We start from the raw sequence: 16,259 nt of genomic DNA on the forward strand, positions 1-16,259 counted from the left end.
TTTTGAGATAAAATTTAAATTATTTTTATAGCATAATGCCAATAGAAATTTCAAATAAAAAAGTGTTTTCGCTTTCTGAAGTTACTGCAAGTATTGAGCGGACAATTGAAGCAAGATATAAGAGTGCATTTTGGATGACTGCCGAAATGAATAAATTAAATTACTATAAACATTCCGGACATTGTTATCCTGATTTAATAGAAAGAAATAATGAAAAAGTAATTGCGCAAGTTCGGGCAACATTGTGGAAAGGTGATTTTCAAAATATCAACAGAAAATTTTTAACTGTATTAAAAGAACCACTGAAAGATGGTATTAAAATTTTGCTTCTTGCCAAAATATCTTTTGATGCTTTACATGGATTGAGTATTCAAATTTTAGATATTGATCCGGGTTATACTTTAGGTGATCTAGAAAAAGAAAAACAAGACACGATTAAAAGATTGCAAACAGAACATGTTTTCAATACAAATAAATCAATCGCACTTCCACTCCTACCACAACGCATTGCAATTATATCGGTGGAAACAAGTAAAGGTTATGCAGATTTTTTGCAAGTAATTAAAACCAATAGTTGGAATTATAAATTTTTCTTTATGCTCCTCCCCTCTTTATTGCAAGGTGATAAAGCAGCACAAAATATTATTTCACAACTCAACAGAATAAAAAAAGTAAAACAACATTTTGATGCAGTGGCAATTATTCGTGGTGGTGGTGGCGATGTTGGTTTGAGTTGTTATAATAATTACAATCTCGCTAAAACAATTGCAGAATTCCCACTTCCTGTGTTAACCGGTATCGGACATTCCACAAATGAAACTGTGAGTGAAATGATTGCGCATACCAATGCAATTACACCCACTAAACTCGCAGAATTTTTAATTCAGAAATTTCATAATGTTTCTGTGCCTGTAAAAAATGCGGAGAAATATATTGCGGTACATGCAAAACAGATTTTGGATTATGCTACACAACAATTACTTGCAGAATTAAAATTATTTAAGTCTGTTACAGAAAACATGGTGACCAATGGTAAATACCGCATTGCTGAATGTATTGGTGAACTTCAACAACACTCAGAAGCTATTCTGCTAAAACAACACAGAGAAATAAAACACAAGAGTATTATCATTATAAAAGACAGCAACAACTATGTAATGCATAAACGAGTGCAACTTACACAAGCCGCAAGTGCAGTGCAATATTCCCTACCCCGAATTTTTAAGCAAGAGAGAATTGGTCTGAAACATATTGAAGAAAAAATACAGGTAATGCATCCGGAAAATATATTAAAAAGAGGATTCAGTATAACCACATTAAATGGTAAACTTGTGCAGCAAATAAAAAATATAAAAGCAGGAGATTTACTGCAAACAAAAATATATTCAGGAATAATAACAAGCGAAGTAATTACCACTAAAAAAAATAGCGATGAGTGAAACAATGAAATACACAGAAGCATTTGAAGAATTGCAAACCATAGTATCAGAAATAGAAGAAGGCGAAATATCCGTTGACGAGCTTTCAGAAAAAGTAAAACGAGCAGCATTCCTCATCCAGATATGCAAAGAAAAACTCACCACCACAGAAGAAGATGTAAATAAAATATTGAAGGAACTGGATAAGGGGGATGAGTGAGATATTAATTCTTTGAAGCTATTTTCATCAGAATAAATAAAAGAATCAACCTAAATTTATCTACTACAACAAATATCACAAATGGACTATAATGAAATTTCTTTACCCCCGGTGCATGAATACAGGTATCATTTAAGAGCCACCTTACATTATATGCAAGCATATTTAATGGCCAGTAAAATATTATTATTCCCTTATGAAGAAATAGAAAAAATAATAACTATAGAAGAAGCAAAAACTCTGGAAGAAAAAATAAAAGCGGGAGAGGAAACCCTACCGTTGGAAATCAGTGAAGCAAATGTATTAACTATTTATGCAGCCAATGATATTGCAAATAAAATATTAATTACACGATATGGAGAGGAACTTGGTGAGGAAGTTCTAAAAGAAGTAAGCGCCGATAGCAAGTTGAAAAAATTTGCAGATTACAGAGCCTTTCAACTTAAATATAATACCCACATGATTACAGACATTGAAATTAAAATGCCTAACCTGGATGGCTTAGCTGAATTAAGAATCCGGCTTTGTAATCTTATTATTGAATAAAGATTTAGTCTTTAAAATTGAATACTCTATTGTTTGCAACTTTTGCCATTGCCTTAGCCTTCGACTTCGCTTTTTTTCCTCACTACTCACTTCTCACCTCTCACCAATTCTCTATCTTTAATAAAAAAAATGCCCACCACCAATCCACTCATTGATGCATACATTGACAAGGCAGAGGAATTTGCAAAACCTGTTCTCAATCATTTAAGAAAACTTGTGCATACTGCTTGTCCTGATGTGGAGGAAAAGATTAAATGGGGTTTTCCAAATTTTATTTATAAGAAAGAAATTCTTTGTAGCATGGCTGCTTTTAAAAATCATTGTGCTTTTACTTTTTGGAAAGCTGCTTTGATGAAGGATAATAAGAAAATTTTTGAAATAAGTGGAAAAACTGCAATGGGGCATTTTGGAAAAATTACTGCTTTAAAAGATTTGCCTTCAGATGCTATTATTAAGTCGTACATAAAAGAAGCTATGGCGCTGAATGATGCAGATGTAAAATTGCCGAAGACTAAAAAAGTTATTGCAGAAACAAAATTGATTATCCCCGAATATTTTCAAAAACGATTAAACAAAAACAAAATAGCAAAAGCAACTTTTGAGAAAATGCCGCCTTCTCATAAAAAAGAATCCTTAGAATGGATAACGGAAGCCAAAACAGAACCTACCCGTGAGAAGCGAATATCTACAACCTTGGAATGGCTGGCGGAAGGGAAGTCCCGAAACTGGCGTTATGAAAAATCTTAATTGCAAGAAAGGCATTGCTTAACTTTACGGCTCCGCAAATGAGTAAACTCTTTTCATTATACATCCTCTTGAATATTTTCTATTGTGCTTCAGCGCAATCTCCTCAATGGACTTATGAATCATTACAACAATACTGGCTTGCCAATGGAACAGATGCGAATGAAGGCATCTATGAAAATGTGCAGGCAGAAAGTGGCAGTCCGAAATATACAGTTGCATTGAAGAGCAACGGTACTAATTCCTATCAACTTATTTATTTATCGGGTGCTGCACAGGAAGATGCTTCTCTTTGGAGTGTGGGTGATACAAAGGCAAATCTTACCGGGGGCAATACTGCAAATACTTATAAGGCGAAATGGTATATGGGTGATAAAAGCAGTAGCAAGGTTTTAAGTATTATGATTGAAGCAGGTGTGATGCATGTGAATTGGAATACACGACCGGCGGTGATTTACAATCGTGTTTTCCCGGATAAACAAATTATTATTCAGCAGACGAATGTGGCGACAATAGTTGCTGAACCGATTTACGATCCTACTTTGGTAAATGCCTTTTTAGTTTCTGCAAAAGGAATTTTACTCACACAGAATAATATGCTGGATGATTCTGACAATGTGATTGTAAAAAATGCGACCACCGGAGAAAAATATTCTGCTACAATTATCAATCGCAATATTGAAAGTAATCTGGCTTTAGTTCAAGTGAATGATCCCACATTTATTTTTCAGGATACACTACCCTACAATTTTGGAACTGCACTTTCTATTGGTGATAATATATTTTGTCTTGGCTATAATACTGCTGATACTTCAACTTTAAAAAATAAACATCTACAAAATGCAGTGATAATTTCTTCATCAAATAATCGCTATGGTGTTTCACCAAAAATAAATCCCTGGTGTAATGGAAGTCCGGTGTTTGACAGACAGGGAAATTTGGCCGGTATGGTGAGTACTGATTTGGCAAATGGAAGCAGCACAGTAATCCCGGTAAACAGTATTCGTAAAATAATTACTGATAATAATATTGCTCTTGCACAAAAAGTATTGAGTGACGTAAATATGAAACCACAGGAATTACAAATGGAACTGTTGCTTCCGGTAATTTTCATTATTGATCCTGCGGAGGTGCGTTGATATATTACTTCAACATTTAATGCTCGGTAAACTTGTAAGTCAATAGGCAGTCATAAACCCAAAATTTCTCTTTTATATTTTTAACGCTATTCAGTTGATGTTGTATTTTCGCCCACTTGTATGAAAAGAATCTTCACCCTAACTCTGATTATCATTTTCGCCTATGCGGCGCAGGCTCAAACAGGAGATGTTCGTGGCTTTGTTTACGACCTTAAAACTGGTGAGCCCGTAATATTTACAAATGTTATTATATCCGGAACTTCTCAAGGAGCCGCAACCGATGTAAATGGTTTCTTCAGCATTTCTAAAGTGCCTGTAGGAACATATAATTTATTGGTTACTAATATTGAGTACGATAGTTTGTTTCAGGAAGTAATTGTTGAAGATGGTAAAATCACCACTGTGAAACTAGAATTAGTTACGGCAGAACGCACATTAAATGTGGTTACGGTTACGGCTCAAACACAGGAGCGCATGACGGAAGTAAAAATTTCTACAATTCCCATTACTGTAAAACAAATAGAACGATTGCCATCTATCGGTGGTGAACCGGATCTTGCACAATATTTACAAGTGTTGCCGGGAGTAATTTTCACCGGAGATCAGGGTGGTCAATTATATATTCGTGGGGGCTCTCCTATTCAAAATAAAGTATTGCTGGATGGTATGGTTATTTACAATCCCTTCCATTCCATTGGTTTATTCTCAGTATTTGAAACAGATATCATCCGCAGTGTTGATGTGTACACTGGTGGTTTTGGTGCTGAATATGGCGACAGAATTTCCGCAGTTATTGATATTACGAGTCGTGATGGAAATAAAAAGGAATTTGCAGGTCAGGTTTCCGCCAGTCCATTCTTAGCTCGTTTGCTTTTAGAAGGACCGCTTACCAATCCTGAAAACTCCGAAACGAGTTTAACTTATCTTGTATCAGTAAAACATTCTTATTTAGATAAAACCTCCACAGGTTTGTATCCATATGTAAATGAAGGCGAAGGAATCCCTTATCAGTTCACCGATTATTACGGCAAGCTTTCACTGAATAATACTTCTGGAAATAAAATCAATGTTTTTGGTTTCAACTTTAGAGATAGTGTAAATTATACGGATATCACACAGTTTAAGTGGAACAGCTTTGGTGCAGGAACCAACTTTGTTGTGGTACCGGCCAATTCCAATGCATTGATTGAAGGTGTGTTTGCCTATTCCCAATATGATGTGACCCAAACTGAAGCGGATAATAAACCGAGAAACAGTTTCATTAGCGGATTTAACGGAGGTATTGACTTTACTTATTTTATTCCGGAAGGCGATGTGAAATATGGTTTTGAAGCAATTGGCTTTCAAACGGATTATACTTTTTTCAACCGTATTGGTCAACAATATCAGCAACAACAATTTACCACTGAGTTGGGATTATATGTGAAGGTGCGCAAGGTTTATGACCATAAATTTATTATTGAACCCAGTTTACGAATTCAATACTATGCTTCCCTCGGTGAAATTTCTCCCGAACCAAGATTGGGTATGAAATATAACCTGACTGATAGATTGCGATTGAAGTTTGCTGGTGGTTTATATTCTCAGAATCTTATCAGTACAAAAAGCGATCAGGATGTAGTGAATTTATTTACCGGTTTCTTATCAGGTCCGGAAAGCACACTTATGAATCCCGATGGAACAGCACCTGCAAATTCCAAACTTCAAAAAGCGACACATGCCATCTTTGGAATTGAATATGATGTTACTAATTATATTGAGTTTAATGTTGAGCCATATATCAAATACTTCAACCAATTAATAGAAATTAACCGAAACAAATTAACGGTTACTGACCCGGACTTCGCAACAGAGAATGGTAAAGCATATGGTATAGACTTTTTGGTGAAATACGACTATAAGCGTCTGTATGTTTGGGTGGGATATTCCTTAGGTTGGATTACCCGATTCAATGGTGAACAAACTTATCCGCCTCATTACGACCGCCGTAATAATGTCAACTTTGTAAGCTCCTATGCATTAGGTGCCGATGAAAGTTGGGAAGTGAGTGTAAGATGGAATTTCGGTTCTGGATTTCCTTTTACTCAAACAGCCGGATTTTATGAAAGCATTGATTTTGTGGATGGTATAGGAACTGACTATACCAACACCAATGGTAATTTGGGAATTATTTACGATGATAAACTCAATGGTGGAAGGCTGCCAACTTATCATAGATTAGACTTTTCTACCAAGAAGAAATTTGAATTTATGAACGGAAATAAAATGGAAGCTACCTTCAGTGTAACCAATGTTTACGATCGTGAGAATATCTTTTATTTCGACCGTGTGAGATATGAAAGGGTGAATCAATTGCCGATACTTCCCAGCTTAGCATTAAGCTATAATTTCTAAAATAAGAAAAGCCCCTTTCGGGGCTTTCTAATCATTCTTCTTTAAAAAATTCTTCTCGGGTTGTGAGTGTGATTGGTGTTAATCCTTGTTTTACACAGAACGCATTTAAATCTTTCATTTGATCGTTCTTTATTGGATCAAGTAATTCACCCATAGTTTTAACTTGTGTATTATATAATTCCAAGGCATTGAGTTGCGGCTCACCCGGTTTGCCGCTATAACCCAAAATTGCTCCATACACTTCACCTATCTTTTCTCGCAAACGCACTTGCCCAACAATGCCTCCTTCACCCTGTTGAGTGGAAACAGTTTGCTCATGCATAGTGGTAGTAAGTTGATTAATCTCAAAACATAAACCTCTCATTCCCTTGCTCTTTACTGAATCTGCCAGGATGATAGATTGATCCCGAAGTTCAGTTACCTGTTTATCAATGAAAGCCAACTCCTCCAACATATTATAAGCTTTCATTAGTCCATCCATTCTTGCTTTTTTATCGGCATCCGAATAGTTTAATACCGGATTATCATTTAAATCTAATTGGGTTTCATAAGTCTGATCCTCTTTAATAACCTTAATGGTATAAGTTCCGGCAGGCCTGTCCGGTCCGAAAATAGCTTCACCCAAAGGATTTATTGAAAGCGGAACTTTAGGTGCTTTCATACGGGTGTCAATAGATACTATATTCAAACCTTTTCTACCGGAGGCAGGAAGTTTCTTCAGCAAGTTGCCGTCACTATCATACACCTCAAGGTACATGTCACCAAATACATGGCGCTTACTCATAAAGTAAGAAATCTGTGCTGCCGAACTTGCACTCTTACCTACAAACTCCTGATCGCCGGAAAAATCCTGCATTATTCCATCTTTTGGAAATACATAAGGTCTGTTTGGAACAAAGGAAAATTCTGATTCTAAAACTTCTGTACTTAGTCCTCTTATCGGAGTCAGATCATCAATAATGATAATACCCCGACCATGAGTAGCTAAAACCAAATCGTTATCTCTTGGATGAATTGCCATATCGTAAACTGCTACAGGAGGTATATTGCTTTTATATCTTGTCCAGTTAGCGCCATTATCAATTGAGATAAACAAGCCCAGCTCTGTCCCCAAAAAGAACATGTTAGCTTTTTGTAAATCCTGTTTAATTACATGGCAATACCCTTTAATATCATCAGTTGCAATGTTTTGCCAAGTTTGCCCAAAGTCATGCGTTGCAAAAACATAAGCACTCATGTCACCATTGCGATGCGCATCCACTGTAATATAGGCAGAGGCTTTGTCAAAATTATCGGCATCAATGCCTGAAATAAAGGCAAGTTTTGGAAGACCTGTAATTTTTGGATTTAATAAAGTCCAGGTTTTTCCGCCGTCTTTTGTCAACTGCACATTGCCATCATCCGTCCCCACCCAAATGATATTCTCATCCAATGGAGATTCGGCAATTGAAAAGATGGTTGTGTTATTTTCTGCTGTTGAATTATCCGGAGTTAAGCCGCCGGACTCTTCCTGTTTTTGACGATTAGGATCGTTAGTGGAAAGATCTGGAGAGATACGCTCCCAGCTATCCCCTTTATTTTTCGATCTGTATAAATATTGAGAACCCACATATAGATTGTTTTTCTTTTTGCTCCAAACAACAGGCGCATTCCAGTTAAAACGCAAGTCATCTGTTTCCGCATCCGGAAAAGGTTTAATGTATTTGCTTTCACCCGTTGCAGAATTACTACGATAAATACGTCCACCCTGATATTGCCAATAGGTTACGTTTGGATCATCTCTATCTGCAAAGCAATTGAAGCCATCACCATAACCAAGCGTTTTCCAATCGCTGTTTTTTATTCCTCCTAATTTACTGGAAGGTCCGGTCCATGAGCCATTATCCTGTAAACCACCATACACATTATAAGGGACTGCATTATCTAAACTCACATGATAAAATTGAGATACAGGCAAATTCTGACAATGCCTCCAGGTATTTCCTCGATCCACAGAAACATATACACCGCCATCGGTACCCACATACATTAAACGATTGTCAATTGGACTAATATATAACGCATGATGATCGGGATGATAACCACCGCCTTCCACAGAAACAGAACTGAAAGTTGCACCCGCATTATTACTAGAGAGTGTATAAAATCCGGGCTTATAAACCCTTGCACTATCTATTGGATCGGCTACAATTTTCGAAAAGTAAAACGGTCTTGAACCCATTTCTAATTGATTACTTACTCTTACCCAATTATTTCCTTTATCAGTCGAGCGATATAAAGCAGACTTATCGCTCTCCACTAAAGCATATACATAATATGGAGCAACTGGAGAAGCAGAAATCGCAATGCGACCAAGTGTTTCATTAGGTAATCCATTTTGAATTTTATTCCAGGTATTTCCGCCATCTTCAGAGCGATATAATCCGCTGCCCGGACCTCCTGAACGCAGATCGTAAGCTGTTCTCCTGAAATCCCACAAGGCAGTATATAATACTTCCGGATTTTGTGGATCGAATACAATTTCTGTACAACCGCTTGATGCATTGGTATATAAAATCTTTGTCCAGGTTTTTCCGGCATCCATACTTCTGTATAATCCTCTGTCCTCACTTTCAGCCCATAACGCACCGAGTGCGGCAACATAAATAATATCAGAATTTTTAGGATGTACGGCTATTTGTGCTATACGTTCTGATTTTTCTAAACCCATTAGTTCCCATTTTTCACCACCATTTGTAGTACGATAAACACCTGTTCCAATGGATACACTGTTTCTCACCCAAGGCTCGCCGGTTCCCACCCAAACAGTTTCAGGTTTGGATTGGTCAATACAAATTGCACCAATAGATTGCGAGTAATCATCGAAAACCGCTTTAAAAGTAGTACCCTGATTTTTTGATTTCCAAACTCCGCCACCTGCAGCTCCTACATACACAATATTAGGATCAGAATCCACTGCATCAATAGCAGCAATACGTCCACTCATAACCGCAGGACCAATTTGCCTGCCTTCTTTCACACTAAATGTTGCATCAGTAATTGTTGATTGTCCAAATACTAAAAGTGGAAAAGCAATTGAAATAAGACCAAGTAATTTTTTCACATTATTGAATTTTAATCATTAAAAAAAAGGCTCCATAAATCATGGAGCCTAAGATAACTTATGTTTAATTATTTAGTGGGAGGGCCGAAAAGAGAATCATCGAGTTTTGTATTCAACTCATAACTATTAATATTTATAACCATAGTTGTTTCGCCCTGATATCTGCTTTCAATTTTACCCGGTAAAACTACACCATCCACTTTCAAAAAGTTACTCATATAGGTATCGGATTCTACATCAGCACCCTGCACTTTTACGATTGAAGAGTTTTTGATGCTCATATAACTTTCCTTGTCTATATAATATAAGTATTGATCGCTATCGGAGGTAATGATTTTAATAGTGTAACAAGGAGTTCCTTCCACATCCTGGTCAGCTTCTAATGATACTTTATTACCCTTTTCTTTATAATTCCATAATACACCATCTATATCAGCTTGGACCTTCATGCTTTTCAATTCATCAGGTGAAAGTGGCTGTGGTTCAGTGGATCCGGAAAATGGATTAATAGTATAACCATCTGTTCCATTATAAGCTTGAATAAAAGTCATACCTTGAAAAGTACCTTCTGTGCGATAAGAATTCGGGCGCTTATTATACATAATAAATGGGATTTCAATTCCCATCTGTACAATATTTCCGGTTGCCTTAATGGATTCAATTTTTACTAATTTATCTTGACCCACTGCATCAAAATATTCTTTTAATACTTTGTCAAGAGATTGTGCAAATGCCGGTACTGCAAGTATTGCCACCAGCAAAAAAGAAATAAGTTTTTTCATATTGTAGTTGATAGATTTTGGTCAAAGTTAATGTCTGCATTTGAAGTTTATAGTAATTTAGTCTGGGAATTAACAACTATTTAACTAAGTAATATAATGCAAATAAAATCTTTAAGTGCTATTTTGATTTTCATATTGTGCGGTATAGTTTGTTTCTCACAAACTTATGCGGATCAAATAACTGAATATAGAACTGAATACAAACAAGGATTTTTAAAGGATGCAAACAGTCCTTTGAAAAAAAAGGATTTGAAATATTTAGATTTTTTTGAACCTGATTCCAGGTATGTGGTAACTGCAAATTTTAAACGCACTGAAGATGCATTGCCCTTTGATATGCCAACCAGCAGCGGCAAAATGAAAGAGTATATCAAGTATGGTGAAGCAACTTTTTTATTGCACGATACCGCATTTACTATAAGCGTATATCAAAGCACTCAACTGAGAGAATTTGAACAGTATAAAAACTATTTATTTATTCCATTTAATGATGCTACTAATTCAGTTACTACTTATGGTGGTGGAAGATATATGGATTTAGAAATAGATGAAATAAAAAACAATACTTTAATTATAGATTTCAATAAAGCATACAATCCGTATTGCGTGTATTCAGATGGATACTCCTGCCCTGTTCCACCAAAGGAAAATTTTTTGGATGTTCAAATTAATGCAGGTGAAAAGAATTTTTTAAAGAAACATTAAAGCAATTTTTCAGGAATCAATTGCAGATTGTTTTTGCAGAAATTCAGAAATACTTTTTGCAAATATTTTTGTTGCATTCGGATGAAAACGAAACCATAATTCAGGTTCTAAAATTTCCAGTTCGGAAACATACGCCTCATTATTATTACTCCAGATAATATCCACTCTTGCATAGAAAGGAAGAATTGGCGCAGCCGCAACCACTTGTTCTGCAAATGCAATTTCTTTTTTTGATGGCGTGTATGGATATACTGTTCCGCCGAAATCATCTTGCACACGAAAATCTCCTTGCTTTGCAATCTTTAAAACTGCATGTGTGAATCTTCCATCCATTACCATTAAGGATACTTCTCCATTTACCAAAACAGATTCTTGAAATTGCTGTATTAAAAATGATTCTTCAATAATATGTTTTCGGAAAATATTTTCATACGAATCCAATTCTGTTTTTGCTATTCGATAGGTATGCCTTGCAGCACCACCCACTGCCGGTTTTAAAATAATTTCATCCCATCCCGCTTCTTCAACAATAGATTGTAATGCACGCAAATCTCCTTTTTCAATAAATACTGTTGGAGGAATTGCAATACCTTTTTTTTGAAGATCATCCAGATAATGTTTATCTAAATTCCATAGCAACAATTCCATCGGATTTATTAAAATAGTTTTCTTATTAAGAGAATGTAACCACTCCAAAAACTCTTTAAAGCGATGAAAATAATCCCATGTAGTTCGAAATATTACTGACTTGGTTTCTGACCAATCAATATCCGGATCATCCCATTTTGTGCGATATACTTTTAATCCTTTCTCTGCTAATGCAGCAGAAAGCAATTTGTCTTCATTCAAAATATTCTGCTCGTATTCTCCCGGATTAATTGGCGCAACATACCTTGCATCAGTAAGTAAAACCACATCATACTTTTTCATAGTGTAGCAAAATTACATATTGAAATGATGCATTGAGGTAACCCAAACATTGCTGATTGCAACCTGTGTCTGTTTAATAATATCTTAACCGAACTATGCATAAAATAAAGTTAATACGAAATGCTATTTGTATTCTATTTTTTGTGATGTCCAATCCTCAAAATATACTTTGCCAAAAATGGGAAGATGTAATTGTGCAACAAAGTGAAATGATAAATATATTTCTGGATGATATTGATGAAAGCTTTGGATTTTTATCAGAAGCAGAACAGGAAGATTATTTAAATCGCTATCAATATAATTTATACATGTTTCAAAGTTTTTGTTATCCATTTGCAAACAGGTTTCCTGAGCTAGGTGGACAATCCATGAATCTGGCACTTGCAACTAAAGGAATGATTTTAAATTCCGGAATTGAAATGCGACAATTGATTTCACAAAGTGGAGATACGTTGGCAATGTCCATGTATAATCAATGGATAAAAAACAAGGAAAAGCTTGCAAAAGAATATAGCTTGCCGCCTTCAAAAAGAATTACGGGTATGGAATCTTTAGAGAAAAAAACAAATACATTGGAAAAGATTTACATCGTATTACTTCTGCAATGAATTCTAATAGTAAACTTATTCGAGTGAAGTGGCAGGATGTCCAAAATCATTTAAAAGAAAATGAAGTAGCAATAGAATTTACACACTTTACTTTTTATGATGGTAAGGACTGGACTGATAGCATAATTTATATTGCATTAGTAATTACAAAAAATGCGGAATATCCAAAACTCATTCGATTGGGAGAAGAGAAAGAGATAAAGCAATTATTAAACAAACCGGATGCATTTAGCAGTATGCAATATGTTTCCAATTTATATACATGGCCTGATCCTGATTTTGAAGAACAAACAAATGGTGAAAAATTATTTGAATTATTTTGGCAACCAATTGAACCCTATTTACAAGAAGGTAATGTTATATATTTTTCTCCCACAGGATATTTAAATCTGATTTCTTTTTCCGCAATACCAAATTCGGAAAATACATACATCTCCGATAAATATGGCCTTGTACAAACAAGCTCTGTTGCTGTAATAACAGATAGTATAATTGATGAAAATAAAATTAAAAATATTGTTGCATTTGGAGGAATTCGTTATGATGCAAGTGATGTAGAATTGACTTCAGTTATTAATCAATTACCAGTAAAACCAGAAGCATCCACCAAACAATATTTAGCAACTGATGTGCAACGTGGTGATAACTGGAATTATTTACCAGCAACACTTACCGAAGTAGATTCTATTTATAATAAAGCTGAAAGAAACAATATACCAATTGTAGAATATATCAATTATGAAGCAGTAGAAGAACGCTACAAATCTTTGTCGGGAAAAAACTCACCTACCATAATTCATATTGCAACACATGGTTTCTTTTTCCCTGATCCTGCAATTGCAAATGCACCTGCAACACCGGGAACAAATGCCGAGTTCAGCTCATCCACTAATCCATTAAACCGATCGGGATTATTATTTGCCGGCGCTAATAATACTTGGCTAAACAACACAAAAAATCATTCGATTGAAGATGGCATTTTAACCGCTTTTGAAGCAGCGAATATAACATTACCTAACACTGACTTGGTGGTACTGTCTGCATGCGAAACCGGATTGGGTGATATAAAAGGCAGCGAAGGGGTATATGGATTACAGCGATCTTTTAAAACTGCAGGAGCAAATAATTTAATAATGAGTTTGTGGAAAGTACCTGATGCACAAACTGCACTATTTATGGAAACATTTTATCAGTATATTTTTGAAGGATTGAGTTATAACGCAAGTTTTCAGAAAACACAAATCACTATAAAAAAGCGATTTCCAAATCCTTATTACTGGGCTGGATTTATTCTTGTTGAATAAAAAATAATCGCAGTAATGTTTCCAATACTACGATTATTTTTTGTCTTATTATTTTTTACCTGATTATTAAAAAGTCGAACATGCCGATATTTTTATCATTGATAATTTTCAATTGATAATTACCTGCCGGCAATGCTTCCACATTTAAACTAAATGTATCATCTGTTGTAGAAAATGATTGCGTTAATTGTCCGCTTGCATTATATACATACAAAGATTTTTGTCCATTTAAATCTTTAAAGTCTATCTGCAAATTTGTATTTACAGGATTGGGATATAATGCAATGTTTTCCAGTGTTATTGTATTTACACTATTTAAAATAGAAATCATTTTACAAGCTTCATTCGTTCCCGCAATATTGCCCGATGTTAAGCACACATTATATTCTCCCGGAGTTGCATAAATATGCGTTGGATTTTGTTCTGCGCTTGAACTGCCATCATTAAAATTCCAACCCCAGAAAGTAGGTGTATTTGTAGAGAGGTCTGTAAAAGTTACTGTTTCACCGATAATAGCAAATGTAAAATCAGCAACCGGCGCAACGATATTTCCACCAATAACTACGGATTGACAATCTTCATTACTTCCCATAAAATTTGTAGCGGTTAAACACACATTATATGTTCCGTTAGTTGCATAAGTATGAGTTGGATTTGCCAAATCACTTGTTGCACCATCACCAAATTCCCAAGCCCAAGATCCGGGATCATTTAAACTTAAATCAGTAAATGCTACCATAGGATCTCCTGCATAAGAAAATGCAGCAACCGGCACTGCATAATTATCTACAGTTACAAAATCACAATAGGTACCTGAGCCTACTACATTTGATGCAGTTAAACAAACATAATATGTTCCGTTTGCCAAATAAGTATGCAATGGATTTGCATCTGTACTTGTACCACCATCACCTAAAGTCCAGGACCAAGATGTAGGGGAATTCGTTGAGAGATCTGTAAAGGCAACCATGGGTTCCCCTACCAAATCATAACTAAAGAATGCGCTTGGTGCGCCTTCAAATTCTGAAGTAATTGCACGGAAATGATAGTCATCAAAAATGGCATTCCATCCACCCCATGTAGTTTTTGTATATGTACGGTTTGCTTCTGCAGGAGTAGTTTGAGAAACCCATGCGGCACTATCACAAGAAAAGCCAATAAAAATATCACCGTAAATACCCGACAATTCATCTACATAATCACGCAAGTCCACTCTTGTTCCCCGATTAGGTTCTGAAAGTTTTGCCTCCGGTTTTACTTTAAAAGGTGTAATTAAATCTACTCCCGGTAAGCCATCATCATCAGCCCAAATATGCACCGTTATACTATCATTAGGTCGCATATTATCGGTATAATTTTGAATTACAACCGCAACCAAATCTGTTGGTGCAGGCAATGAAATTTGTACAGCCGCAGCAAGATATCCGGAAAAAGCTTCATCACCCACTTCTTGCACATAATCAATAACAGCATCATCATAGCCAATATAATTTCCGGCGATATAACTAAATGTATCAGAAACAGCAGTATTAGTTGCTAGAAAAAAACTATCCGTTGCAACAATATAATAATCCACCCAAACACCAGGTGCTTGTGCCGGAATTACATAAATAAAATCTGTTAGAGAAAGAGCAGTTCCTTCTACTTCAGTAAAAGGACTTGAATCCGTTTTATAAAATAAAGAAGTTTCAGAAATTCCTGTGGCATCCATTAATGTTGCAGCTATAGAAGTTGCTTCTAAAGTACCTTCATATAACACAGAAGGAGTATGTAAAATTAATGGAGGTGATACATCCACATTAGAAATAAAAATTTCAATATCGTCTATAAACATTCCATTGTATTCTACTAGCATATCCGGCACAAAACGGAACCTCAATTTAAAATCTAAGCTTCCGAAAAATGCACCTAAAGGAAATTCAAATTCCTGCCAGGTATCCAGCATATCTTCTCCATTAAATGTGGCAATGTTAATCCATGTGTCGCCGCCATCGGGAGATGCATCTAAATAAGTAAAATCGAAACCTTCTTCAAGATCAATTAATGCTTTAAAACTCACAGAAGCATCAAGACCACCAACCAAAGCTATTGATTCGGCCATGGTAGCTGTTTGCACAACACCGGGGACATAAGTGGCATCATAAGGACTTTCATTAAATGAGTATTCACCTTCAAAGGCATATTCATCTGTAACGTCCCAATAACCATCCACATCCCAAAGGTCTGCACCTGATTCAAAGTCATCGGAAAAAACCACCGTTTGAGCAAAAAGAAAATTTGCTGCGAATAATAATGTTGTAAAGAGTATAATTTTTTTCATAATCTGATTTTATATTATTTTAAAATTATCAATAATATTCAGATAA

General features: G+C 35.6%; 13 protein-coding genes. 9 read left to right on the forward strand and 4 right to left on the reverse strand.

All coding sequences use genetic code 11. From position 1 onward, the window contains the following. Window positions 1–35 precede the first annotated feature (35 nt). The 6 genes from xseA to IPN31_13335 all read left to right on the forward strand — a co-directional run bounded on the left by xseA (window position 36) and on the right by IPN31_13335 (window position 6,461). A complete protein-coding gene (xseA, locus tag IPN31_13310; protein MBK8682853.1) occupies window positions 36–1,439 on the forward strand; it encodes an exodeoxyribonuclease VII large subunit in 1,404 nt (467 codons plus the stop codon). Beyond that, window positions 1,432–1,638 carry an exodeoxyribonuclease VII small subunit gene (xseB, locus tag IPN31_13315; protein ID MBK8682854.1) on the forward strand — a complete coding sequence of 69 codons (207 nt, stop codon included), beginning with the start codon at window positions 1,432–1,434 and terminating at the stop codon, window positions 1,636–1,638. The genes xseA and xseB overlap by 8 nt, the downstream gene beginning before the upstream one ends. A gap of 81 nt (window positions 1,639–1,719) precedes the next feature. Then, the gene (locus IPN31_13320) at window positions 1,720–2,184 is read left to right on the forward strand and encodes a hypothetical protein (GenBank protein ID MBK8682855.1); all 465 of its coding nucleotides are present in this window, start codon (window positions 1,720–1,722) and stop codon (window positions 2,182–2,184) included. 129 nt (window positions 2,185–2,313) lie between these two features. Continuing rightward, a complete protein-coding gene (locus tag IPN31_13325; protein ID MBK8682856.1) occupies window positions 2,314–2,931 on the forward strand; it encodes a YdeI/OmpD-associated family protein in 618 nt (205 codons plus the stop codon). A 38-nt stretch (window positions 2,932–2,969) separates the two neighbouring features. Next, window positions 2,970–4,067: a serine protease gene (locus IPN31_13330; GenBank protein ID MBK8682857.1), complete on the forward strand. Its 1,098-nt coding sequence runs from the start codon at window positions 2,970–2,972 to the stop codon at window positions 4,065–4,067. A 120-nt stretch (window positions 4,068–4,187) separates the two neighbouring features. Next, a complete protein-coding gene (locus IPN31_13335) occupies window positions 4,188–6,461 on the forward strand; it encodes a TonB-dependent receptor (GenBank protein ID MBK8682858.1) in 2,274 nt (757 codons plus the stop codon). A 31-nt stretch (window positions 6,462–6,492) separates the two neighbouring features. Here IPN31_13335 and IPN31_13340 read toward each other — a convergent pair whose 3' ends face one another. Both IPN31_13340 and IPN31_13345 read right to left on the reverse strand, forming a co-directional pair. After that, window positions 6,493–9,564, reverse strand: a complete 3,072-nt coding sequence (locus IPN31_13340) for a glycosyl hydrolase (protein MBK8682859.1) — start codon at window positions 9,562–9,564, stop codon at window positions 6,493–6,495. 68 nt (window positions 9,565–9,632) lie between these two features. Continuing rightward, the gene (locus IPN31_13345) at window positions 9,633–10,346 is read right to left on the reverse strand and encodes a hypothetical protein (GenBank protein ID MBK8682860.1); all 714 of its coding nucleotides are present in this window, start codon (window positions 10,344–10,346) and stop codon (window positions 9,633–9,635) included. 96 nt (window positions 10,347–10,442) lie between these two features. On the opposite strand from IPN31_13345, the gene IPN31_13350 reads away from it, so the two are divergent. Continuing rightward, complete coding sequence (locus IPN31_13350; GenBank protein MBK8682861.1) at window positions 10,443–11,051, forward strand: DUF1684 domain-containing protein; 609 nt, start codon at window positions 10,443–10,445, stop codon at window positions 11,049–11,051. 9 nt (window positions 11,052–11,060) lie between these two features. Here the strand turns inward: IPN31_13350 and IPN31_13355 are convergent, their stop codons facing one another. After that, window positions 11,061–11,981 carry a hypothetical protein gene (locus tag IPN31_13355; protein ID MBK8682862.1) on the reverse strand — a complete coding sequence of 307 codons (921 nt, stop codon included), beginning with the start codon at window positions 11,979–11,981 and terminating at the stop codon, window positions 11,061–11,063. A gap of 146 nt (window positions 11,982–12,127) precedes the next feature. Between IPN31_13355 and IPN31_13360 the strand changes: the two genes are divergently transcribed. Continuing rightward, window positions 12,128–12,589 carry a hypothetical protein gene (locus IPN31_13360; GenBank protein ID MBK8682863.1) on the forward strand — a complete coding sequence of 154 codons (462 nt, stop codon included), beginning with the start codon at window positions 12,128–12,130 and terminating at the stop codon, window positions 12,587–12,589. A 23-nt stretch (window positions 12,590–12,612) separates the two neighbouring features. Next, on the forward strand, window positions 12,613–13,893 hold the full coding sequence (locus IPN31_13365; GenBank protein ID MBK8682864.1) for a CHAT domain-containing protein: 1,281 nt from the start codon (window positions 12,613–12,615) through the stop codon (window positions 13,891–13,893). A 55-nt stretch (window positions 13,894–13,948) separates the two neighbouring features. Here IPN31_13365 and IPN31_13370 read toward each other — a convergent pair whose 3' ends face one another. Further along, window positions 13,949–16,213: a PKD domain-containing protein gene (locus tag IPN31_13370; protein ID MBK8682865.1), complete on the reverse strand. Its 2,265-nt coding sequence runs from the start codon at window positions 16,211–16,213 to the stop codon at window positions 13,949–13,951. Window positions 16,214–16,259: the final 46 nt, after the last annotated feature.

It is taken from the genome of Bacteroidota bacterium (assembly GCA_016715425.1).
Classification (GTDB): Bacteria; Bacteroidota; Bacteroidia; order Chitinophagales; family BACL12; genus JADKAC01.